Source organism: Paenibacillus ilasis, from assembly GCF_043195395.1.
GTDB classification, from domain to species: Bacteria; Bacillota; Bacilli; order Paenibacillales; family Paenibacillaceae; genus Paenibacillus_AQ; species Paenibacillus_AQ lautus.
The window spans coordinates 2,020,800-2,045,343 of the sequence record NZ_JBHDJG010000001.1 but is presented as its reverse complement, the minus strand read 5'-3'; the positions used below and the strand labels follow the sequence as shown (position 1 = coordinate 2,045,343).

22 protein-coding genes and 1 riboswitch are annotated in these 24,544 nt (G+C 47.1%); of the genes, 3 read left to right on the top strand and 19 right to left on the bottom strand.

Annotated features, from left to right (window positions below):
• Positions 1-111: 111 nt before the first annotated feature.
• From ACETK5_RS09635 to ACETK5_RS09565, 15 genes are all read right to left on the bottom strand, one after another.
• A complete protein-coding gene (locus ACETK5_RS09635; protein WP_100537582.1) occupies positions 112-2,706 on the bottom strand; it encodes a LuxR C-terminal-related transcriptional regulator in 2,595 nt (864 codons plus the stop codon).
• 426 nt (positions 2,707-3,132) lie between these two features.
• Positions 3,133-3,387, bottom strand: coding sequence for a CUE domain-containing protein (locus ACETK5_RS09630; RefSeq protein ID WP_326113343.1), 255 nt, complete (start codon positions 3,385-3,387; stop codon positions 3,133-3,135).
• Positions 3,388-3,640: 253 nt separating this feature from the next.
• On the bottom strand, positions 3,641-4,261 hold the full coding sequence (locus ACETK5_RS09625) for a histidine phosphatase family protein (RefSeq protein WP_394055309.1): 621 nt from the start codon (positions 4,259-4,261) through the stop codon (positions 3,641-3,643).
• A 146-nt stretch (positions 4,262-4,407) separates the two neighbouring features.
• Positions 4,408-5,061, bottom strand: coding sequence for a M48 family metallopeptidase (locus tag ACETK5_RS09620; RefSeq protein WP_394055307.1), 654 nt, complete (start codon positions 5,059-5,061; stop codon positions 4,408-4,410).
• 130 nt (positions 5,062-5,191) lie between these two features.
• Positions 5,192-6,685, bottom strand: coding sequence for an arylsulfatase (locus ACETK5_RS09615; RefSeq protein ID WP_100537585.1), 1,494 nt, complete (start codon positions 6,683-6,685; stop codon positions 5,192-5,194).
• 290 nt (positions 6,686-6,975) lie between these two features.
• Positions 6,976-7,365: a YkvA family protein gene (locus ACETK5_RS09610; RefSeq protein ID WP_100537586.1), complete on the bottom strand. Its 390-nt coding sequence runs from the start codon at positions 7,363-7,365 to the stop codon at positions 6,976-6,978.
• Positions 7,366-7,637: 272 nt separating this feature from the next.
• Entirely contained in the window at positions 7,638-8,432 is a 795-nt protein-coding gene (locus ACETK5_RS09605) for a DUF2935 domain-containing protein (RefSeq protein WP_100537587.1), read from the bottom strand.
• 157 nt (positions 8,433-8,589) lie between these two features.
• Complete coding sequence (hprK, locus tag ACETK5_RS09600; protein ID WP_100537588.1) at positions 8,590-9,507, bottom strand: HPr(Ser) kinase/phosphatase; 918 nt, start codon at positions 9,505-9,507, stop codon at positions 8,590-8,592.
• Between the two features lie 227 nt (positions 9,508-9,734).
• Positions 9,735-10,181, bottom strand: coding sequence for a nitroreductase family protein (locus ACETK5_RS09595; RefSeq protein ID WP_243390731.1), 447 nt, complete (start codon positions 10,179-10,181; stop codon positions 9,735-9,737).
• Positions 10,181-10,762: a nitroreductase family protein gene (locus ACETK5_RS09590; protein ID WP_394055304.1), complete on the bottom strand. Its 582-nt coding sequence runs from the start codon at positions 10,760-10,762 to the stop codon at positions 10,181-10,183. Before ACETK5_RS09590 ends, ACETK5_RS09595 begins: the two co-directional genes overlap by 1 nt.
• A 74-nt stretch (positions 10,763-10,836) precedes the next feature.
• Entirely contained in the window at positions 10,837-11,310 is a 474-nt protein-coding gene (locus ACETK5_RS09585) for a MarR family transcriptional regulator (protein ID WP_100537589.1), read from the bottom strand.
• A 352-nt stretch (positions 11,311-11,662) separates the two neighbouring features.
• The gene (locus ACETK5_RS09580; protein ID WP_394055301.1) at positions 11,663-12,826 is read right to left on the bottom strand and encodes an MFS transporter; all 1,164 of its coding nucleotides are present in this window, start codon (positions 12,824-12,826) and stop codon (positions 11,663-11,665) included.
• A gap of 66 nt (positions 12,827-12,892) precedes the next feature.
• A riboswitch (purine riboswitch) is annotated at positions 12,893-12,992 on the bottom strand.
• A gap of 32 nt (positions 12,993-13,024) precedes the next feature.
• The gene (locus tag ACETK5_RS09575) at positions 13,025-13,450 is read right to left on the bottom strand and encodes a VOC family protein (protein ID WP_326113338.1); all 426 of its coding nucleotides are present in this window, start codon (positions 13,448-13,450) and stop codon (positions 13,025-13,027) included.
• Positions 13,451-13,550: 100 nt separating this feature from the next.
• Positions 13,551-14,390: a helix-turn-helix transcriptional regulator gene (locus ACETK5_RS09570; protein ID WP_326113337.1), complete on the bottom strand. Its 840-nt coding sequence runs from the start codon at positions 14,388-14,390 to the stop codon at positions 13,551-13,553.
• A gap of 167 nt (positions 14,391-14,557) precedes the next feature.
• A complete protein-coding gene (locus ACETK5_RS09565) occupies positions 14,558-15,793 on the bottom strand; it encodes an aminotransferase class I/II-fold pyridoxal phosphate-dependent enzyme (protein WP_326113336.1) in 1,236 nt (411 codons plus the stop codon).
• Between the two features lie 132 nt (positions 15,794-15,925).
• Between ACETK5_RS09565 and ACETK5_RS09560 the strand changes: the two genes are divergently transcribed.
• On the top strand, positions 15,926-17,131 hold the full coding sequence (locus ACETK5_RS09560; RefSeq protein ID WP_326113335.1) for an MFS transporter: 1,206 nt from the start codon (positions 15,926-15,928) through the stop codon (positions 17,129-17,131).
• A gap of 1,761 nt (positions 17,132-18,892) precedes the next feature.
• On the opposite strand, the gene ACETK5_RS09555 is transcribed toward ACETK5_RS09560, so the two are convergent.
• The 3 genes from ACETK5_RS09555 to ACETK5_RS09545 form a co-directional block, all read right to left on the bottom strand.
• Positions 18,893-19,222, bottom strand: coding sequence for a four-helix bundle copper-binding protein (locus ACETK5_RS09555; protein WP_394055296.1), 330 nt, complete (start codon positions 19,220-19,222; stop codon positions 18,893-18,895).
• A gap of 173 nt (positions 19,223-19,395) precedes the next feature.
• Positions 19,396-20,046, bottom strand: coding sequence for a type A chloramphenicol O-acetyltransferase (gene catA, locus ACETK5_RS09550; protein ID WP_394055294.1), 651 nt, complete (start codon positions 20,044-20,046; stop codon positions 19,396-19,398).
• Positions 20,047-20,443: 397 nt separating this feature from the next.
• A complete protein-coding gene (locus ACETK5_RS09545; RefSeq protein ID WP_394055293.1) occupies positions 20,444-20,671 on the bottom strand; it encodes a hypothetical protein in 228 nt (75 codons plus the stop codon).
• A gap of 20 nt (positions 20,672-20,691) precedes the next feature.
• Here ACETK5_RS09545 and ACETK5_RS09540 point away from each other — a divergent pair, with 20 nt between their 5' ends.
• Positions 20,692-21,765, top strand: coding sequence for a YncE family protein (locus ACETK5_RS09540; RefSeq protein WP_326113332.1), 1,074 nt, complete (start codon positions 20,692-20,694; stop codon positions 21,763-21,765).
• A 36-nt stretch (positions 21,766-21,801) separates the two neighbouring features.
• Positions 21,802-21,972: a hypothetical protein gene (locus tag ACETK5_RS09535; protein WP_165789656.1), complete on the top strand. Its 171-nt coding sequence runs from the start codon at positions 21,802-21,804 to the stop codon at positions 21,970-21,972.
• Between the two features lie 205 nt (positions 21,973-22,177).
• On the opposite strand, the gene ACETK5_RS09530 is transcribed toward ACETK5_RS09535, so the two are convergent.
• Positions 22,178-24,388, bottom strand: a complete 2,211-nt coding sequence (locus ACETK5_RS09530; protein WP_394055290.1) for a stalk domain-containing protein — start codon at positions 24,386-24,388, stop codon at positions 22,178-22,180.
• Between the last annotated feature and the right edge of the window lie 156 nt (positions 24,389-24,544).

Here is a 24,544-nt window from a genome sequence, read left to right as displayed (position 1 = left end):
TATATTGGATCTTTCGAGAGTTCGAATCTAACCCCGGTTATAGGCCCGGTTATAGTTACGCAATAAAAGAGACCCGCCGTGCGGCGAGCCTCCTGTTACAACCTTCCGTGTTTAACCCTGGAACTCTTTCCCTCTTTTGATCGCCTCGACTCGGTTTTTCGCCTGCAGCTTGCTGTAAATGCGATTGATGTGTGCCTTCAAGGTCCCCATTCCGATGCCGAGCGTTTCAACGATCTCCGGATTGTCCAGCCCTTCCTCCATATAACGAAATATCGAATATTCTCGCGGTGTCAGAAGCTTTTCCAATGTTGCTTTGCCTTGTAGCGGAAATTCGGCTGTCCCTCCGAAAGCGGACAAAATTCTCCGTACATAGGCAAGTGAAGGCGCGTTTTTATCTCGGATGTTTCCTTTTTGACGATGCTGGACATATACCGCAAGCAGTTGTGCCACCAGCTGGCCTTTATCAACAAACACACGGATATAATCATCGGGCTTCGCAAATATAAGCGCCTCTTCCAGCTTAAGCAGCGCTTGTTGCGGCTTATCCATCATCTGCAGCAGCATCGCCTGAAGCACTTGGAGCTCCAAGGCGTCCATCGGACGATGGCCTTTTATCGCGATTTGCAGCAATCTCTCCGATAACGTCCATGCCTCCTGACTGTTGCCGGTCTCCATCAACACCCTAACGAGAAAGATATAGGCGAATAGCTGAAATACGGATACCGGATCATCCGACGAGACCTTGTATCGATCCTTCCATTCGACAGCTGCAGACAAGTCTCCGGACTCCATTCGCAGACTTGCCATTTCGACATCGAGCAAGATGGGGGCTGCCTTAGCGCCATCCTCAATCGCCCTTCTATAGGCTTCTTCCAACCATTTTTCGGCCTGACTGATATCCTGTCTGGATTTGCTGATACGCGACAAGAAAAGACTGGCGGGAACGTACACCTTCTCTGGTTGGTAATGCGCCTGACTTGTGCCTTGTAATCCAAGCTTCAAGTACTCCTCCGCCTGCTCCAGCTCGTTGCGTTCGTAGAGTAATTCGCCATAACATACAACGACCGAATCCTGTAGTCCCATTGGTTTCATGAATTCGATCATGCTCAAAAAGAAAGTATCCGAAAGGCCCCGAGGCAAATGTTCGCCACGCTTGCCATTGTATGACCTGTATATAGAAGGAGACAGTGGCATATGAGGAGATGCGAAGATCAGATCCGTTCCTTTAGGACTATGCTGAAGTGACAGATGGATATACTCCAGCCCTTTTATCATGTCCATGTCATATTGGGTCGCTTTAAAGTTCCTTACATAATACAGATAACCCAAATAGCGATTATTCTCCTCCGGACTCCAGCTTGCTGAGGAAGCAGCATAATGCTTCTCTGCTAGCTGTAAATACCGTTCCGACAGCTCCAGCTCCTGAGACCACAATAACGAAAAAATGTAAGAAAAATAAAGGTAAGGATACTGCATAAGCAGTTCCTCGGGAATCGCTGACAACCAAACCTTCATGGTCGAGAATTCCCTGCGGACCATCAAGCTTCTCAACTGTTCTAGCAGACGTATCGCTTCCGAATGATAGTCTCCGGCCAAGTAGTAATCGATCGCTTCTTCCATCAGTCCCTGCGATTCACACCAGGCTGCAGCCGATTGGAAGAGCACGTTTGTCTTCGCAGGATCAAGGCGTCGCTGCTGCTTCAGCAGAAACTCGCCGAACACATGGTGAAATCGGAACCAATCCCTGTCTTCATCCAGCGGGATGAGGAACATGTTGCGTTTTTCCAGCTGGGCCAGCATCTGTGCACCGTGTTCTCCAGCAACAACCTTACATAGCTGCCCGTTCATCCGCTGTAAAATCGAGACGTTCAACAGAAATTGCCTTGTTGGCTCGTCCAACGATTCAAACACTTCCTCGAATAAATATAGCTCGACGCGTTCAGGGTTGGACTGTACGTGCTTGAAAGCTCCCATCCACTCATCGTCCTGAATAGACAACGAGATCAGCCTAAGTCCCGTCACCCAGCCCTCGGTCTGGATTTGGATGTGTTCAATCTGCTCCCTTGGCAGCTCCCTCTTCTCAACGATGTGGAAGAAATTCACCGTCTCCTGCAAATTGAAGCACAATTGCCGGGTATGGATTTCATGGATCCAGTCCCGACTAATCCATCTCGACTTCAGAAATCCATGGCTGCTTCGACTAGAGAAACAAAGATGCACCCGGGAAGGCAAATACTCCAGAAAATAAGAAACCGATGCCTGGATATCCGTATTATGTATGACATGCCAGTCATCCAAGATCAGGATAAACGGTTCATTCAAGCCGTTCAATTCGTTTAACAGAGCAACGATAAATGGCTCGTATTGACCGGGAGTCAGCATTGCGTTTGAGGCACGGACGGAGTCTGGCAAACTGCCGATTGCCTGTTCGATCGCTTTCATGAAGTAGTTCCAAAATCGGATGAGGTCATTATCCTTGTCATCCAGCGATAACCACCCGACGGGTCGGTCCAGTTGTCTGGCCCAATCACTGACCAGTGTCGTTTTACCGTATCCGGCGGGAGCCGTCACGAATGTCGCCCTGCGGTTTAGTCCCGCATTCAATCGCGCAAGCAGCCGGGGACGTGGCACAGATGGATAAAGGGGCTGGGGCAGTTTCAATTTAGTTAGAAGCAAGAACTGGCTTTCCTCTCTCTCTTGTATCATGTATCCTCTTTTCGAAGGCCTCTCTGGGCCGTATCTTAGGTTTTGTCCATGAAAACTTCCAGAAGCCGGGTTGTTGTCAATCTGGTAATGTGTAATGACATGTTGAGAAATTCATAATCAGTGGAGAACCAGCAGATGTGTGACATCGTTTTATAAAATGAAGGATATCATTATCTAAAATTCAGATTATCTTAGTTTTAGAACTTTTGCACCTGTATTTTGGGAGCAGCCCGTTTTCTTTATAGAGTCGATACTTGGTAGTCCCCCAATAAGCCATCCGAGAATGACACGGTTTTGTACTAAATAACAATATCAATATCAATATCAAATCTGTCAATTACCCGGTTTATTTAAGTGAAGACAAAAGAAAAATGATCTAAACAAAAAAAAGACTGTGCATAGACAGTCTTTTGGGGCTGGTTTAAATCAATTATAAATGGATCCTGAATTTACTGCTGGCATATTCGAGTTATGTTGCATCATCCCTTGAGGGATCGAGTTTCCGTGACAATTGTTGTACATTTGCTCTAAATCGGAATCGCTGAGATTGGGATGCATTTCTTTCATGAAAGGAATCATGTCTTTAAAGGTACTTGGAGCCACCTCCGAAGCATAGACAGCAGTTCCGATGCCAAGTGTCAAAACAGCAGCACCTACTATCGCGATGAACTTGGAGTTCATGATGTTCACCTCCTTTCCAGACCCTCATGCATGTTTGGACAACCCTTGTCCGATATGAATTAAAGAACCTTCATAGCTGGCATGTTCCTACTCATATTTAGGTCAATAATGAACTTCCACTATCATACATAATAAATGTGTTGAAGCTGTGAAGATATCATAAACGTCACTTTCTTTCCTTTCCTCTTATAGTATAGGACCTCTCTCCCTCCTTCATTTTTGTATGCAGATTCGGCATTTCTACCCCTTTAGTTTAATGAAGTAAGTGAGTTATGCTGGCAAAATCGACTAATGTAAAACGCCCATCACAACACCTGATATGCGTTACAGAACATTCTGGGGCCAGATCGCTTTGTGCCAGTATAAAATTCGGGTGTGTACCGTTCAACTCTTCCTCGGTAAATTCGTTTACCATAAAGTCTGTGATTAAACCACCATGTGTCACAATAACCATGCTTTCGTGTGGATGCTGATCTGACAGCTCCAGTAAGCAGGAAGACAACCGCTCACCGGCTCTCCTAGCGGAGTCTCCCACAGGAGGCACATAGTCTCGTTCCTTATTGCAGCGATTCCACATCTCAACAAACTCCTGAAAGGTTTGACCAGGCGAGTCTCCCCAGTTCGCACGTTCCCGTAACCGAATGTCCTCTGATACGGTTATATTAACGGCTTTTGCAACAATTTGAGCGGTCTGCTTTGCTCGATTCAGCGGGCTGCTAATCATTCTATCTATGGACATTTTACTAAAATGAAGGGCCATCATATGAGCCTGCTTTAGCCCTTCGGTTGAAATGGAAACATCTCCAACACGCTTCTCTTTTTCAGCATGTCGAACTAAGTAAAACTCTGTGCTCACCATCATCATTCCTTTCATACGTCCATCAATTTGATAATGTTTAAATTAAATGGGTATCTAATTAGATATTACATTGTCTTGGACGCAATGGATAGACCGCGCTTCGATATGGGGCAAGAAAAAAAGCCGCCAAATTGGCGGCTTAAGCATGCATATGTTTTTATTTATAATGTCATGGCGTGTCCGTACTTCGCGAGGAACGCTTCCTTCGCTTTGTAATCCTTCATCACGCTGCCAACGAGCCGCCAGAAGGAGCGATCATGATTCATGTGAATGAGATGGCAGAGCTCATGTATGACCACATAGTCAATGACCTCAAGGGGCGCCATCGCGAGCCGGTAATTGAAGGTGAGATGCTTCGTCGAGCTGCAGCTGCCCCACTTCGTTTGCGACTCCTCAATGGTGAAGGATTTAGGCGTGACTTTCAGCTGCTTTTGATAGATCTTAATTCGTTCCCCGATTACCTTCTTGCAGCTGGCAAAGTAGAACTTCTTCAGTTCATGCTGGAGCGCTTCTTCCGTACGATTATGCGTCTCGATTAACTCATCAAGCGAATAATATCGGCCAAGATGAAGGAACTTGCCACTTTCTTCGTATGCTCTAACCTTCGGAGCATTTCGAGCTGCCTCAATCGATTGCAGTTGATTCATAATCTTATCCCCATACTGCTTCACGGCGTTCAGCACCACATCATCAGCTGTATGATTCGGTGCCTTCACCGTAACCAGCCCTGAAGGATCGATATGGATCGAGATCTTCTTGCGTGGGCCATATTCTACATGACATTCTATTTGTTGTTGTCCTAGTTCAATTTTCATATTCAACTTCGTTTCTAAAAGGTTTTAACTTCATTGTAACAGAATGGTGCCGAATCCACCTCTATTTGGTGGTATGATTCAACCTGTTGCGTGTTTTATGGGCTCGAATATAGCACAATCAAAAATGCAGCTATATTTTGATATGGGATAATATTGCGGATGGTTTCCGGCCTGTAATCAGCTGTTGCCCATCCGTATAACCTTCCTCACGACCATCAAGCTCCTGTATGAGAACGGAGCGCCAATGTCGGATACGTTCCTGACGTTCTTCATCCGCAATCGCATTGTGCAGCTCTTGCGGGTCATGAACCAGGTCAAAGAATTGCTCCTCGCCGGTTTGGGAGAACCAGATGAACTTCTCCTTCCCATCGGTCACCCAGTGATTGGACTGCATTCCTTGTGCATGCTCGCCATGAAGATGGTGGCGCCAAGACGAAGCGCTATGCCCTTCTTTCTCTTCTGCTGAGGCAAGTCTCCAGATGCTTTCTCCTTCGACTGTATCCGGTATAGGCACGCCGGCCGCCTCCAGCAGCGAAGGCATGATGTCCCGCATCTCCACCACTTGATCCGACACCATTCCCCGCTGCAAGCCTAATCGGTTGCCCGGATCATTGACGATAAACGGCACGTGGGTGCTTCCTTCATACGGAAGAGACTTCCGGAATAAATGATGGTCTCCAAGCAGCTCGCCATGGTCCGATGTAAACAGGATCACGGTGTTCTGTAGCTCGCCATATTCATTCAACGATTGCAAGAAGCGGCCAATTTGGTGATCGATATGCGTGATCAGAGCGTAATAGGCAGCCATCGCTTTACGCAGGCGGCGTTTCGGGACCAGCCCCCGCCCCGTTATAGGGGAGTATCCGGCCAAATCCGGATCTTCCGTCTGCGCCCAATCGCCAATCGGCGGCTCCGGAATATCAGCATCCTCATATAGATCCAGATACGCCTGTGGAGGGTCGAACGGTGGATGGGGCCTGACGAATGACATCCACAGGAAGAATGGCTTCCCGGGATCCCGGCGACGTAGAAAATCAATAGACTGCGTGACTACCCAATTTGTCGGATGCAGCATTTCCGCCAAATGCCAAGGACGGGCGACGGTCGATGCATTGCAATCCAGACCGAGATCGATCATATCCGAGCCGGGCACCCGCTCACGAAGCCATGGCAAGTAATCGTCGACTTGATCGTAATGCTCCTGCATCGGAATGCTGTGGTTATTGCGGTTGTGATGCAGGTAACCGTCGTGAAGCATGACGTTGTGGAACCCCATCAGATTCCGTGCCGGATAGACATGCATTTTACCGATACACTGTGTGTGATAACCGGCATCGGCCAATTCCCCCGGCAGCGTTCTCTTATAATCCCATGGCACGCAGTCCTGATAGCCGACACGGCCATGAGCCCGCTGTGATTGCCCGGTGAATATGGCTGCCCTTGCAGGTACGCAAGTCGGTGTGGCAGAATACGCACGGCTAAACCGTACACCTGTCCTCGCAAGCTCGTCCAGATTGGGCGTCTCGACGACGGGATGACCCGCTATGCTGAGACAATCAAAACGCATCTGATCGACTGTAATGAGCAACACATTCGGCTTTCCTTGGTTTTGACTCAAATTCATCAGTTTCCCCCCTCCAACTACACCCCGCGGTTTCTTGAACATTTGGTCAACTCTACTTTATCGGGGACGGCACCCACTGACTAATAAGTCATGGCAGTTTCCCAAAAACGAGATGTTCTATTGAATGTATTCGTCCGAATTCATTCATTTCCTTTTATTAAATTCCTAATGTCCCTGTTGAAGAAATTGTTGATGGGATCACCCAAGAAAGTGAAAAAAGAGCCGGAATTTTGCGGCTCCTATCGTTCTGTTGCTAGCAAACGCTCCATGATACTTTGAAGCTATCGATCCTATTCGTTCAACACATATCGATACGCAAAAAGTGAAACCCATAGCAAAGCTGCTAACCATATAGCAATAATTATACTTCCTGCAAACCAATTTTTGGGTTTACCGCGCTTCATCCGTTCGTCGGCTTGCAGTTCATGCTCTTGGACCACGGCGCTAGGTATCATTTTCAATGTGATCGCAATTCCAAGGGGGACTAATATCACATCGTCCAGATAGCCTAGTACAGGTATAAAATCCGGAATCAAATCAATGGGACTGAAGGCATAAGCTACAACACATATGGCGAATATTTTGGCGTACCAAGGAGTCCGATTATCCTTGTAGGCATAATAAAGTAAAAAGACCTTTCTTTTTAACATCCCAGCCCATTTTTTTATCCGATCCTTCATAACCGTTCTCCTACGCTGCATTTTACTTCATATTACCACGCAATCCTGTCCGGCGGCTAACTGCTTTCCACTGGTTAGTCAAGCGGCAATGGCTGCAAACTCCCAGCCCATTATTGGTTATAACAAAAAAGCCGCCAATATGACGACTTCGTAAATACTTTGCTTATTCCGAGACTACCTTGGTCAGTTCCTGATGCACATCCACCTTCTTATTGATCGCTTGCATCGCAAGACATGCTTCCGTTCAGATGTTTGGCATGCGGCACGATTCTTCAACCTGTGACTCTCGGCTTTGTCGGATCGCAGTTCGGGTTCTGTACTTCACCCAAAGCGGCCAACTTGGACAAATAGTAGCACTCTTCTCGATACATATGATCCGGCATCAGCGGATTAATCCGGTCCAGCACCTCCCCGCGGAGTTCAAATTCTTCGAGTTCTGCCAGAAAGTGCATGAACACTCTCATTTCCAGATCAATATCAGCGTGAAATTTGCGCAGGGCAGGAAAATCCTTTAAATGGGTCCTTAAATAACCCGTCATTTCTACTGCTTTTAAATAAAAGCCTTCAAAATCTTTCTGGAACGCCAAACTTTTTGCAATTAACGGCTTTTCAGCAAAATCCAGATCGGCCGCAAGGCTTGCTGCATGACCAAATGCATCCTGCAGCCAAACCATATCATAGTGCAAGGGGTGGAACAGAGGTACGCCCTTACCTTCTTGTAACGCCTGTAAGATCCGAAGGTATTCCTCCAATTCATTGACCATATGGTTGACAAAGGAAGGCGTCAGGAGCAAATCAATTTTGCCTGCAAGCTGTCGTTCCAGCAAATTCAGCTTGAATTCGCGCAGTTCATACGTGGCATTATAGGCATCATTCGTCAGTTTTGCGATGAATGTGGATGCATCGGGTCTTCGCGCCTCCCCAAGCAGCATATCAAATGTAGCCATTAAGGACTCGGCTGTGGCGATATCCCCTTTTTCCTTGGGTGAAAGCGCAGTAAAAATAAAACGACAGTGGTCGCCAAGAATCTGTAGCCAAAACCGGTGCTCATACAAGGGATCACTCATTGATCTTGCCCCTCCCAATAGCGTTATTCTCAGAAAATATATGCTGATGACAACGGAGTAGAACGCGGAAGGGATCATCGGACCATATTTGCAACTCGAGCATCATTCACGACAAAATACGGGATAGAAAGTTTTCAGTTCTTTGCCTAGGGCCTCCTTACGACTGCATTTCGTTTTCGATCCGTTTCATAAAGTCTTCAGCCGCGCTGTATCCAAGTTGTTTAAGATACCAATTGTTGGCCGCCGCCTCGATGAGACTGGCGACGTCCCGTCCCGGCTGAAGCTGAACCTCGATATGCGGAATTTGAATGCCTAAATACTCGGTAAACTGAGGCACCGCCTCCAGCTCGTTGTTCAGGGAATTTTCCCGCCAAGGCGACAGCTCAATATCGAGCACAATTCGCGTCTCGTCCTGAAACGCCGTGCGTCCGTATTGACGAACGACATTGATCAGACCGATGCTTCGCAGCGCCAGAAACTCGCGGGTTGTCTCATTGTGTGTGCCGAGAAGAGTCGAAGGACCCAGCTTTTTAAGCACCACGATATCGTCTGCCACAAACCGGTGGCCTCGTCTGATCAAGGTGTGGGCTGTCTCGCTTTTGCCAATCCCGGATTTACCCCGAAGCAGGATTCCTATGCCCGATACATTCACACATACTGCATGGATCGACATCTCCGGTGCCAGTGTCTTCACCAAATAGCTGTCCAACTTGGCGATAAATTCCGTTGTTGTCTCTGTCGTCCGCAATAACGGTATGCCCTCTTGATTACAGAAAAGGGTCAGATATGGAATCTCCTGCTGTCCTGACGTGACAATAAAGCACGGCGGATGATATTTGACGATATTCCCGATATGTAACTTGCGTTCTTCTATGGTAAGCGTCAATAAATAGTTGATTTCTTTGCGACCAAGCACCTGCACTCGCTCCATAGGGAAAAAATCGAAATACCCGACAAACTCCAGCCCCGGTCGGTGCGTTTGTGGACGGGAAATCATACGATCCATGCGATTGGCTCCTGCAAGTACTTCCAAATGAAAAATTTCCGTAAGACTTTGAACGGTGATCGACTTCATGTTGCTCTCCTCCTGCGATTGCAGTATGTATTCGGAATATATTCAACAAACAGCAGGTATTTTCCTGCCTATTTGTTTCCATTTATGAGCCCCCCACCCTTCCAGATAATTAGATCAATGACGACCTTAACTGCCTCCAAACATGAGTTTACATCAAAAAAGCCGCCTATTCGGCGACTCTTGTGAGTATATAATGTGATCAATATCGTAGGCTGCATGGCAACCTTTTACAACAACTCAAAAGTAAGGCTGGGTGTGTTCTCTGCCTTCTCAAGCTCCATGGATCGTTCATGATATCCCAATTCCAGCACAGCAACGATCCGCTCGTCATCATGAACACCAAAACGAAGGGTGCAAGCTCTATCATAAATCCAGTCATTCATCGTCATTCGCACATGGAGCATACGATCCTGAGCGAGCAGACGAAAATTCTGCATGAGGCAGCTTGCTGCTGCGTAATCTTCTTCTCTTTTATGAGGATCATGATCTTCCTTAATGACCAATATCAGATAAGCCGGTGCCTGATCCTGCAATTCAGATAGCAAGTCTGTATTGCTTGAGCCGATAAATATAAACCGCCAAGGTTCCCGCATTCCGTCATTGGGAGCCCATACCGCAACATTTAATAGTTCCAGTATATGATTTTCGGAAACGGGTCTATCGATATAGCTCATCAAAAGGACCCTCCTCCACTCGATAAAATCGTCCATTTCTTTTCTGCTTGTGTTCGTGCTCTGGCTCTTGGAGCCTTATCGAAGTATCCCAGATGAAAAATACCAACCAGCCTCTCATTGGGCTGCAGCTTCAACAGCTCGAATAATTCGTTGCTCTGCATCATCGGTTCAGTATCCCACAGCGTACCGAGCCCACGTTGCCAGGCAAGAAGCTGAAAATTTTGCATGATCCCGCAGACCGCCGCATAATTCATATCACTTTTCCTTCTGTCCGCATCCGTAGAGGCAAGGATGATAAGATGGCCAGGTATATCGGTGACCCTCTTCCGAACGAAATCCCGAACCTTTTCCGGCAGCCATTTGACCAGTCTGTTCTTCACCAGCGGTTCCAGCATACTGACAGCCAAACGTTCCTTCGAATCCGCCGTCCCCGCATACATGCTTCGGAACGCCACTTCTTCTCTGGATGGATAAAGCTGCCACGCAGCGTAGAGTAATTCGATCACCAGCTCCTGCTCCACGGGAATGGAGTTAAACTTGCGAATGCTTCTTCGTTCTCTGATCGTCTTCACGAAATTCATGTATTCAACCCCCAGCCATTGCTCGCTTGAATAACCCTTTAAGATCTTCAAGTATCACATCGGCGAACATATTCTTATTGATAAAAGTCAGCCAAATCTCCAAATAATCGCTTCATAAGGTCAAGCTCGGATTCGCTATACCTATCCAAAAACTCGTTCATCCTCTGCTGCTCCTTGATATGGAGCTCAGCATGTATGGCAAAAAGCTTTTTCCCAGCCGTTGTAAGCCGGAAGTACACTTCTTTTTTGTTATCATTGAGCTGGGCCCTGCGAACCCAACCCGCCTTCAATAATTTATTGGTTATCTTGGAGGTGTTCCCTTTGCTCAGGCTCATCGTTTCGGCAATGGAAGTGACATTAATCGGTTCTTGCTCACCAATACATGCGATGGTATGTAGTTCCGTTATGTTTAGGGTGGAGTCTATCTCTATTATTTTCCGGAGCTCTTCGATAAAAGCGCTGCTTAACCGGTTCTCATATTGTTCTTTTTGCTGCAGAAATTGAATGAAATTTTCATGGATAGCGTTTTTTATTTTGCTCGTACTCATGATTATGCAAGCTCCTCGACTCATTGTTTTTTTTCATTATAACCAAAATTAGTTTCGCGAGAAACAATATGAGCATATTAAAGAAGTTACACCCCGGAAAGAAATGATGGTTTCAGTTGTTCAGCCATATCACGCTCCTTCGCATTAGTATATTGTTTCTATAGAAATAAAAATTAACCGATAAAACAGGAGATAATTCGATGAGTCACTAAAATATTTATTCATATGAAACAATTTCATTTTAAGGTTATTTCGATCCGATGTCAAATTCAGTAAGAATACCGCGCTCTCCTAGCGGAGAAAAAAAGGCAGCTGCGTGATCGCAGCTGCCTTTTGGATAAGCAGTCTTGGACTATTTGCTTGTCTTTAATGCAAGCGCAGGTCTCGTTAAGGAATAAACGGCGCAGACTAGCGCCACCATGACAATTCCTCCGCCTACCCAAGACGTACTGGCTACGGTACCTCCCTGCTCTAACACGAGGCCGCCGATAGCGGATCCCAGCGCGATTCCGATTTGCAGCGCCGAATTGTTAAAACTTTGCTGAATATCAGACGAGCCTGGATCCACTTGAATCAAGTAATTCTGCAGCGGAGGAGCCAGACTCCAGCTTAATGCTCCCCATATCATCATCACGACTAAAAATACGCCGATCGAGAATGTAGAGAACGGAAGTAGAAACAGAACCAACATGAATGACGTAATGATGATGACGATGCTTTTATTCGACCCCAGTCGGTCGGCGAGCGCGCCTCCAAACGCTCCGCCGCCGACTGCGGATAGTCCGAACAGGAAGTAGCAGATGCTGATCCAGTATGGACTCAGCCCAAGCTCGGATTCAAGAAACGGCGTGAAGTATGCATAAATCGTGTAGTGCCCTGCAAGCATGAACAAGGTGGCGAGATGCGCTCCGGCGATTTTCGATTTGCCCAGCGCCTTGATCTGGACGGATAACGACGTGACATTTTCAGGCTTGATCCGATCCAGGAACATATAGATCAAGATCATGGAGCCAATTGACAGAATGCCGATACCGAGGAATAATACCCTCCATCCAAAAGCTTCACTGATCAAAATGCCGAGCGGCACGCCAAGCACCAATGACGAGCTGATCCCCATATAAATAACGCCTAATGCTTTCGCCCGATGCGCAGGCTCAACCACCTTGGCGGTAATGGTCAACGATAACACGATAATCAGCGCTGTACTCATGGCGGTTAATATTCTGGCAGCCATTAACAACATAAAACTTGGACTTAGATATGCAAGTAAGTTACCAATGAAGAAAACGAATAAGGAAATCATATAGAGTCGTTTCCGCTCCACTCTTGCCGTCAGTGCAAGGAGAACCGGTCCAGCTACCGCATAGACCAGGGCGAACACAGTAATCAGCTGACCAGCCGTACCGAGTGAAATATGCAAGTCGTCCGCGATGAGCGGGAGTATTCCGCCAACAATAAGTTCAACCAGCCCGACGGATATCGTCGATATCGCTAGAATTAATACTTTCAGATTCATCTGGAATGGAATCCCCTTTCTTCGATGTCATATTTGCCTATAAACAACAAAAAATCCTGATTACAAAAAATGAGAAACATTTTCTGTAATCAGGATTTTACGGTTCCTGGTAGAGACCCTCAGACCATATTAATGAGGTTATACATTCAAATATTTTATTCAGTTGCACAACAATCGTTGATTAATTTATCACATTCGTTACGAAAGATCAAGCTCCCAGGCAGGATTCCAGCAAATCTCCCACAAGTGACCATCCGGATCGAGAAAGTGGCCGGAGTATCCTCCCCAGAATGTGTCTTGTGCCGGAACGGTAACCGTTGCACCCGCCCTTCTGGCTTGCTCCATCACCTCATCCACTTCCTCCTTGCTGCCGACGTTGTGACCGATGGTAAACTCCGAGGAACTCGGAGGGGACAGAGGAACATTTGCCTCAACTGACAGATCTTTGCGATTCCAGATCGCCAGTTTCACGCCTGCTTGCAAGTCAAAGAATGCTACAGCCCCGTGCTCAAATTCCGTCCCCATGATCCCTTCGGTCGGGAGGCCGAGTCCATCACGGTAAAACTTCAATGACCGCTCCAGGTCATCGACGCCGATTGTAAGTACGGATATACGCGCTCTCATTATGGTAATACCTCCTATGCATCATCTTTGTTACCCGTTACTATTTTCGTCGATTACGCTATTAAAAGATTGTAAAAAACGGACAACTTGCGCTTAGACATCAAGAATTCCATGATCGATCACTTAAAGCCTGTTTTGGTGACATGCCATATAAACGCCTAAAGCTGTTAATAAAATGAGGCTGATCATAGTATCCGTATTGGGCAGCGATGTCGGGAAACCGCGTTAGCCTGGCCTGATGCAATTCCTGCAGCAAATATTGAAAACGAATGATCTCTGCCATGACCTTCGGACTGACGCCCAATTCCTTCTGAAATATCCTTCTTATGTTTCTCTCGCTATAATTAAGCTTTTCGGCCAAAGCACGAACCGTTATTTTTCCTTTGGCGGCGTACAGATACTGCATGCCGTGCTCCAGCAGCGGCTCGGAACGGACGTTATTCTGTCCTAAGACGCCCATTAAAAACCTTTCAACCAAATCCATTCGGTGCGCGGAATCCAGAGCCGTGACCATTTCCTCGTTCAGCTGATTCACATTCAGCCCCCAGGCTTCCTCCAAGAATACAGGACCCTCCCGGAAATCGGAAGCGGGATAATGTATGAAGGGGCGGACGGATTCCGCGAAAAAGCGGATGCCGAACAGTGACTGATCCTGTGTGAGCCTCATGGCTTCGTAAGATGACATCAGACCGGTAATGAAGCCGGAGGTTGAAGCTGCCGGTGCCTTCAGATTAAATATGATATCAATGCAACCGTCAGGAAGGATACGATGAAGCGGCTGCTGAAGTGACGAAGCTTGATAATCCAAGGTCCAATAACAGGCCACATAAGGAGTTAGTGGAGGGCTTGGCAAATGTTCGTGATAGGTGTAAGAAGAGTCCGGAGGTGGATTCTCTATCGTTGGTGCTTGTATAGGGACATAGTTCCGCAATGTGCTCACCCTTTATTAGCGTTGGATATGCAAATGACTCAAATAACTCCATTTAATTATAGCATCTGATTCATACTGCCCGCCGGCTTTGACATCCATATATCCGAATTCCTCCGTTCCTCAGTAGACATTCAGTATCACTTTGCCCAAGCTGTTCATGTTACGATCTTTAACCGTTAATTTCTTGCCATTATAAACTTCCCTATTCGCTGCGCTGCTTCGCGGAGTGCCTCTTCTTCCTGGACTAACGCGATTCGCACATAACCCTCTCCCTCGGAACCGAAAGCATCTCCAGGAATAACCGCAACGCCGGTTTCAAGCAGTAATTCGCGGGCGAAACGGCGCGAGCTCCATTGAACATCACGAAAAGCTTCAGGGAGCCGGGCCCATAGGAACATCGTGGCCAGCGGCTTAGGAACAACCCATCCCGCTTCGGCAAGCGCTGCCACGAGGACATCACGCCGGCGTTCATATAGTGAAGCGACACCCTGTTCCTCATCGCCAGATGCCATGGCTTGACGGAGTGCATGGACAGCTGCAATCTGAACGGGCTTGAATACGCCGAAATCGATGTTGCTTTTGTACTCCCGCAGCGCGCCCACTGCTTCTTCGTGACCGGCAAGAAAGCCGATGCGACAGCCTGCCATGTTAAAGCTCTTGGAGAAGGAGTGAAATTCCACCGCGATGTCGATGGCGCCTGGAACCTGCAGAATACTCATGGGACGGTAGCCGTCAAACCCCATCTCGGAATATGCAAGGTCATGGACGATAAGCACGTCCCATTGTTTCGCCAAGCCGACCAATTTTTCAAAAAAAGCATCATCTGCCCGGACCGCAATCGGATTTCCCGGAAAATTCAGCAGAATGAAGGTCGCCTTCGCCCAAATCTCCTCCGGAATGCTGTCCAGATCCGGTACAAATCCAAACTCTTCCTTCAGCGGAAGATACCAAGGCGTCACGCCTGCAATCGCAAGCGCTCCGGCATAGATCGGGTACCCCGGATTCGGCACAATGGCCACATCCCCCGGATTACATATGGCCTGAGCCAGATGCGATAATCCATCCTGGGATCCCATCAAAGCCAGTATTTCGGTATCCGGGTTAACATTTACACCAAAACGGTGCTCCATCCAAGCCGCTGACTGTTCTCGAAACTCCGCGATTCCTCTAGTACCTGGGTATGTATAGTTATCTTCTTTCAACGCTTCCTGGCTAAGCACCTCTCGGATATCCGCAGAAGGACCACGGTCAGGACTGCCGATGCTCAAGTCGATTATATGTCTTCCCGCTTGAAGAGCCTCTTGTTTCCACTCGCTGACCTCGGCAAATATGGAAGAACCGATCTGCGATAGTTTGTCCGCACGCCATGTGCGTTTTGAAGTTTGATTCGGCAAGATATCCACCCACTCCACTTTTTTCCCTACATTATAGCATGAAGCTGGGGGAGCATCTCTTTGAAATCCTCATTTCAGGCTTGACTTGAAAAGCCTTTCATAACGTAAGATCGAAGCATACAAAAAGAGAAATCAGGAGAAGAGACAACCATGACCAGAACACGAGAGACCATCTTTATTATCGCCTTTACTTTTGCCGCCTTTGTATTGGGTACTACCGAATACGTCATTGTTGGATTATTAAAAGACATTAGCGCAAGTCTCAGCATATCGCTTGCTGGAGCCGGTGTCCTTGTATCCAGCTTCGCCATTGCTTATGCCCTCGGAACGCCGTTTGCGGTGACGCTGCTCGGACGCATTCCGCGGCATGTTACCATTCTGACAGCGTATATTGCGGTGTTAGTATTTAATTATTTGACCATCTTTGCCACCACGTACCCCGTCATGTTATTCATTCGCATCATCACCGCGATTCTGTGCGGTTTAACCTTATCGCTGGCCATTGCCGCTACAAGCGAGCATATGAGCGCTTCCCGCAGGGCTGGTGCGGTTGCCTGGATCATCGGAGGTTTCTCGATTGCCAATGTCCTGGGCGTTCCGGTCGGAACGCAGATCGGCCAGATGGCAGGCTGGCAAACGGCTTTCATTGTTACTTCATTGGTCGGGATCCTCCCGCTAGTCTTGATGATGGCAGTCATGCCCAAGAGCAATACCATTAGCGTAAGCTCCATGAAACAGCAATTAGCCTTGTTCAAGAACAAGCGGATTCGTCTTGCCTTCTTCATTCCGGTCCTTGGCGTAGGCTCCGTATTTATCGTATACACGTACATAACGCCGCTCTTAGAGAATGTGATGGGGATTCCGCAGCAATGGATCAGCACCGTCCTGCTGGCCTACGGCGCTTTCACAATTCTTAGCAATTGGCTCGGGGCCAAGGTAGCGCAAGGCAATTCCAGGGTAAAATTGAAAGTCATATTCACCATCCAAGCGATGATTATGATGGCTCTTGCCCTTACCCTATCACTCCCATGGATGGCCTTAGTGTCGTTAATGCTGGTCGCCTGCTTCTCCTTTGCGCTCAGTACCGCCGTTCAGTTATACCTGATTGACCTAGCGGATGAATCTTCACCCGGCTCCAAGGACTTCGCTTCCACGCTCATGCCGGTTGCATCCAATCTGGGTATCGCCGTTGGTTCCCTACTGGGCAGCCTAGTCGTGGATAACGTCGGACTCGAACACCTGCCTTGGGCTGCAGTTTTGTTCGCTATCGGAGCATTTGCCGTTACGTCCCGCTGCCATCAGCTGGATCAAGAGCATTTGGATATAACGCTGTTGACATCGGCAAAGGCTTCGTAGAACGCCCTTTCTTCGATCCCTCTCGTGTCCAGGCGAAAGGGATTTTTTGTAGCGGCGGGAAATCGGTCATTCTCGTGAGAACAGCAACCTTATCGGAAAAATGAACAGTAATAAGAACAGCTACCTTATGCCCCGGCATCGTTAATGTCTATCGAGTTGCGATATTGAGGACACTGGTTCCGCTATTTCCTTGTTTTCACCCATTTCGCAGCAATAAGCGGACAAGAGATCCGCTATTGTGAGATTTTCAGCGGAATAATCCGTGACTATGTGGCAATAACGGATCCTCTGTCCGTGTGAACTTCATAATAGGCCGTTTCCAGTAAAATAACGGATCCTGTGTCCGCAAGAATTCGATAATTGGCCGATGCCCACAACATAGCGGATCCCGTGTCCTCTTGATCTCCAATAACGGACGAATTTTAGCATATTAACGGGGCCATATATCGGAGCCTCTTCTGCCCACATGTGCCAAAAAAAGGCCGATTCCGCGTATATCTGTTATTCTGTTCAGCAGCGATTAGTCGTTTACAGAGTCCCTCACCATGATACCGCACCCAGCTTAGTTAAAGTCCTGCGAGTTGCGATATTTGAGGACACTGGTTCCGCTATGTCCTTGTTTTCACCCATTTCGCAGCAATAAGCGGACAAGAGATCCGCTATCGCGGGATTTTCAGCGGAATAATCCGTGATTATGGTGCAATAGCGGATCCTCTGTCCGTGTGAACTTCATAGTAGGCCGATTCCAGTAAAATAACGGATCCTCTGTCCACAAGAATTCGATAATTGGCCGATTCCCACAACATAGCGGATCCTCTGGTGCTCTTGATCTCCATAACGGACGAATTTTAGCATATTAACGGGGCCATATATCGGAGCTCCTTCTGCCCACATGTGCCAAAAAGAGGCCGATTCGGCGTATTTCTGTTATTCCGTTCAGCAATGATTAGTCGTCTACAGAATCCCTCACTATGATACCGCCACCCAGCTTAGTTAAAGTCCTACGAGTTGCGATATTTGAGGATACTGGTTCCGCTATTTCCTTGTTTTCACCCATTTCGCAGCAATAAGCGGACAAGAGATCCGCTATCGTGGGATTTTCAGCGGGGTTATGGTGCAATAGCGGATCCTCTGTCCGTGTGAACTTCATAATAGGCCGATTCCAGTAAAATAACGGATCCTCTGTCCGCAAGAATTCGATTATTGGCCGATTCCCACAACATAGCGGATCCTCTGTGCTCTTGATCTCCATAACGGACGAATTTTAGCATATTAACGGGGCCATATATCGGAGCCTCTTCTGCCCACATGTGCCAAAAAAAGGCCGATTCGGCGTATTTCTGTTATTCTGTTCAGCAGCGATTAGTCGTCTACAGAATCCCTCATTTTAATACCGCCACCCAGGTTAGTTATAGTCCTACGAGTTCCGATATTTGAGGACACTGGTTCCGCTATTTCCTTGTTTTCACCCTTTTTGCAGCAATAAGCGGACAAGAGATCCGCTATCGCGGGATTTTCAGCGGAATAATCCGTGATTATGTGGCAATAACGGATCCTCTGTCCGTGCGAACTTCATAATACGCCGATTTCCGCAATTAACGGATCCTCTGTCCTCATGATCTCCTTAACGGGCGATTTTCAGCATATTAACGGGGCCATATATCGGAGCCTCTTCTGCCCACATGTGCCCAAAAAAAAAAGGCCGTCTCCCTCATATAGCGGTTCTTCCCGCATCGTCCACCTGTTCGATGGATGCCGTGCTTAAGCAGCCATCTCCCGGCATGCTTTTGCACATCGAAAGCATGCCTCAGCACATTCCTGACAGTGCTTCATATCATGCTTCTTGCACTCGTTACCGCATGCTTCACAGACATCGACGCAGATGCTGCATATCTCGCTGGCATACATACTGTTCGTGGACATCGCTTGGGCCGCAAATCCGCAAATATCCGCACACTGCCGATCCAAGCGAATGCATTCTTTCATCATCGCCACATCATGTTCATCCAAACATGCGGTGTAACAATGGTTGCAGGCTACCATACAGCGTAAGCATTCCTCGATACATTGTTGAAATTGTTCATGGGACATCATACATTCTCCTTTCGGTCTTAGCGATCCTAGGATTACCTTTTTTCAAGGTTGTATGTAATTAACCAAAACTTGTGAAGATTATGTGAGGATATTTTATGATTTCGATACCAGTGGCGAACAGAAAAGACGACTGCATTGCAGTCGTCTTTCTTTGTCGTTTTTTTCATGAATTATGTTAACCAATCTTCACATGAATCCGCCAAATTTTGCAAATCTTGAAAGAACATGCTGGCATGGTAACCATCACACACAGCATGGTGCACCTGCAATGAAACCGGGAGTAGTATACGGCCACCCTGCTCGATATATTTTCCGCCGGTTATGATGGGAAGAAGATAGTCTGTTTCATTGACAATGTTTAGATTAAATCCGCTAAAACTTGCCCAGGGTATCATGGATATGGGAAACGTGTTCAGCGGTGGGTTCTCTTTAACGAAAATCCCTTTTGCATCCCGATATCGCTCCATGTCCTGCACGTAATGATCGTGGAATCGATAAAAATCATTTGAACATGCTGTCCATAAGCAGGAGAAGGTATGGTCATCGTTATGGAAAAAGGTATAACTCGGCGTCATCCGATCCCAGTAACCCAACTCCCCTTCGGGACTATAGGACGTTTTGAATTCGACCCGGTTATTGACAACGCTGGTAACCATATAAATAAAAGCTGGATAAAGCTTGAATCCATAGGCTTTTAGCGAATACAGCAAGCGAGTAATGTCGATATCCACGGTAATGCTAAAGGTACATTTATTCGATCGATAATGCTCGTAATAAGGCTTTCTCGTCCACTGTTCAACATCTATAATATGAAATTTCATCGTTTATGCCCTCCTAAAATAAAATCGTTCTATTTCAGGAGGGAATATCCACTGATCTAATCACACGCCATCACTCCAAGTTTCCGTATTAGCAGATTTCTGTTAGATCTTCTGATGTATCCGATTCTGCCCCACTTCCCTATTATAAATGATACACCCATTGAAAAATAGGTGTCTGTCTATGCGCCCACTGGGTACTTGTGCACTCAACTCATGCACAGGATACGTATGATATACCAATTCAAGGGGAGGTGTTCGCGGATGGGATGTCCACCTAGGAAGGCCAAACGCTGCCGGAAGAAAAAAATGATCCTCATACGTAAACCAAAAAAGAAAAAACGTCGATGTATTATTGTCAAAAAGAAAGTGATCCGGGTAAAATGTCCTCCACCTACGATCATAAACGGAACTGCAGGGACACAAGGCCCACAGGGTACTTCAGGATTAACAGAATCTCAGGGTATTCCAGGACCACCTGGACCACCTGGACCACCAGGACTGCAAGGAATCCCTGGTCCACAAGGCGCTCAGGGCGTACCAGGACCTCAAGGTCCACAGGGTCTTCAGGGTCTTCAGGGTCTTCAGGGTCTTCAGGGCCCTCAAGGTCCTGCAGGTGAAAGCCCAACGGATCCCTGTTTTGAAGAATTGAGAGATACTTTACTGCAATTAGACAATCAATACATTTCGGTTTCGACTTCCGGCTTCGCCGATAGTATCGAGGGCCGGATTTTGCGAACCGGAGAAGGAACGGTTATTGTTACCGGTGTTTTCGGAACGCGAATCATTCCGGTATGCTCCATCAATTCCGTGGACCATGGACCCTTCGCTTACGCTATATTTGGTTTCAATGATGTCATCACCGTCATTAATACGGCTACAAATACCATTATGGGTTTCATCCCAGTCGGAGATAGTCCAAACGATATTGTGTTCACGCCCGACGGCACTCGTGCCTATGTTACCAATTTTAGCGATGATAGTGTACAGGTGATTGATACGGCCTCCAACACCATCATCGGTTTGCCGATTCCGGTTGGCGATGGTGCAGATCGGAATGCCATCACGCCGGATGGTTCGCGGGTATACGTCACGAATTTTATTGACAGCACCGTCTCCGTCATTGATACGGTCACAAATACGGTCATCGGAACGCCGATACCCGTAGGGGACGGTCCTACTGGAATCGCCATTACGCCAAACGGCCTGCGAGCCTATGTCGTTAACTCAACCGATGGAACCGTCTCCGTTATCGATACGGCTTCTAACATGGTGCTCGGCTTGCCAATACCGGTTGGCTTATTGCCTCAGGAGGTCGCCATTACGCCGGATAGTACGCGAGCGTACGTTACCAATTTTTCAAGCGCATCTGTCTCCGTCATCGATACCGCCTCCAACGTGGTCATTGCGACCATCCCGGTCGGAAATAACCCTACCGGAATCGCGATTATGCCTGACGGATCTCGAGCATATGTCACCAATGCCGGCTCAGATACCGTATCCATCATTCATATTGCAGCCAACACGGTTATTGCTCCCACAATCACGGTTGGAGATAGTCCGAACGGTATCGCAATTACTCCAGATGGTACAAGAGCGTATGTAACGAATACACTGAGTCCCAACATTTCAATCATTAACACATCATCCAACACGGTTACCTCATTGCCTTTAACCAATACGGGATATACAGGGATTGGCATAACACCTATAACGATTTAATGATTCAAAAGAATAATCGATGAGAGAAGGTGTTTTATGCGGAAAAATGATATCCGTGCTTGGATTCAAAAAGAATTGGATGAGCATCCGGACATCACAAGCATACAGCTTGCGGAGAAATATCGAATTCCACTGCATATCGTCCAAATGATGAAAGACAAATTATTAAAGGGTGTTGATCATACACCACGTAAAGAGCATGAATAATACCATATTCCGCTTCCCGTATGAGGCGATAGGTGAACCGACTCTCAACAGAGGAAGAAACAGTGCCCAGCAGAGGAACATGATTTAACGCAAACCATGCAATACCACCGCACTCTTTACTCCTGTTCATCTATCGACTAACAACAATAAAGGCTTCACTCCTCAAGCAGCTGCTCAAGTCGTGAAGCCTATATGCAATCAGGTCTTAATGAATTGCTTCAGGCATTTGTGTAAACAGCAGGTTGACTGGCAAATTGCTTCCTGGCGCAGCCGTCAGCATGATTTCAACCTTTTGTTCGTAATCGCCTGTACGATAGAGGACCGCTTGCTCGCCAGGAGCGACCTGTCCAAGGGAATAGATCGGTACAATTGTTCCATTTACCATAGCATATCCCGAGTACTTACCGCCCCGCGGGTTAAACGAGATCAGGGTATCCGGTGCTACGCGATCCAATGTTATTTTATACAGAACACCAAAGTTACCCGTATTGTGCGTAATGTCCCCAACCATAGGGTCCATCCCTTCCAAGTTAGGGTCATCCTGATTGTCTCCAAGTATGAGACGCTCGGATTCGGCACCCACCAGTTCGGAATAACGGATGATCCGCGTCGAATCCGGATAGGTTCCACGGTTATGAACACCATCGCGATTCAGGATCGGCAGTGTGCTCAGAACCTTCAACGGATCGGATTTCTCATCAATCATCACCACATCGAACTGAATCGGCAGGTCGCTGTACATATCCGAGTAAAGGGAAATGACATGTCCTTGCTTCATTCTAACATCGCTCAGTTCCGTCATGACCAGCTTTTGTTCACCTGGTGCAAGCGTTACTGAAGTTCGCTTCGAATCGTCCTGCATGGATTGGAAGTAGTTCAGCACAGACTTCTTGCCTGCTGCCGTTGCGATCGGCGACGGACCTGCAAATCCCAAGTAATCTTGTCTGAGCGTTACCGGGGTGCTGTTCTTGTTCGTTGCAATAACGTACATTTTCACATTTTTATTCAAATTGTTTACATGGTGAATCATAAAGCGCATATCGCCAACCGCCGTCTCTTGGTACACAATGCCTTCGCTGTTGACGGTTTCCGGACTGTTACTGCGAATCAAGGTGCTTGGCTCGTCGTAAAAATCATAGTTAATCTTCGGACGCGAAGTCACATTGCCGAGGAACGTGAATTTCTCACCTTCCGGGATAAAGAGCATATTGAAATCCTCTTCTTGATATAATGTCTCGTTTGTCACGTTAATCGTCGTCTCGTAGGTGGAGCTAAGTCCCTTCTTGTCGGTAGCCGTTAACTTGATCGTATAAACGCCCGGTGTGAAGAAAGCATATTGTTTATTCTCCCATTTGTACGTCAGATCCTCAGGCTTGTCCTGATCATCTGTACTTTGGTTCGTATAAGTAATCAACTCACCCATTTTATACTCGGACTTATCGGTCTCGAACATGGCAACAGGCGGAAGATTCGGCTGAATGACCGTAATCGTTTGGCTGTATGGCTCGCTCCACGCTCCTGTAGAATCCTGAACCGAGTAAGTGACTATGTATTGGCCTGGTGCATCGAAAATATCCTGTTTGCCTTCCCAGCGTTCGTCGATGATTTCACCTTGTACATTCTCCAGCTGCGGTGTATAGGTCACTGTAGTTTGTCCTGCATAAATCTCTTTAGGTCCCACCGTAAACTTGGCTACGGGCTTGGTTTCCAGATTCATGATGACGCGTTTACCCACATTATCCACTTTATATTGAATGTCGAGCGCTTGGGTTATAGCTGTCAGGGGAACCATGAAGGTACTCTTTGTCTGGTAGGAGGTGCCTTTCATCTCTTTCGTTACGCCATTCACGGTATACTTGCTGCTGTCTGTTTTGAAGCGAAGCTCATTGGTTCCTTTGGTAATGACGGTTTCTTTGGTCTTCTTATCGTAAGTGACCTTGAAGCCTACACGGTCCACAAGGGCACGAATGGGAACATAGGATACTCCCTTTTTGACTTGCATCGGTTGCGGTGCATTGTAGGTAACGCCGTCTTGTACCATTTTTGTACTATTAAAAAATAGAATAAGTTCTTTACCCGTCACGGTTTGCTGGTTATTCTGGTTGCCCTGCTCTTCCGTAGTTGTTGCCGGATCTTGCACTTCCCCGGTTTCCTCAACCGGTACTTCGGTTGTTCCTGCTTCATTCGGCTCTTGAGACCCTTCTGTCTCTGTCTCTGTTGTATCGGTTGTCTCTTGAGCAGCGTCTGTACCCCCGGATGTTACTGCTTTGGTTGCCGCAGCGTTTTGCTCGTACACTTCTTGGGTGACTGACTGTTGTGGTTTGTCTGCGGTATTTGCATCCGCGCTCGCCGGATAAGCTGCCGCTAATTGGGCAACAGCCAATACGGTTAGCAATGATCGTTTCTTCAGTTTCATTCCATAACTCCTTCTAATCCTTTTTTGATATTTTATTTAGGTCATACTATTAGACGCAAATTTTGGTAAAAAAGTTTCTCTGATCTGTTAATAATATTTACGATAATGTAGATCATTGTAAAGCCTATGAAAAGTCCCGCAACAGCACGATGGCTA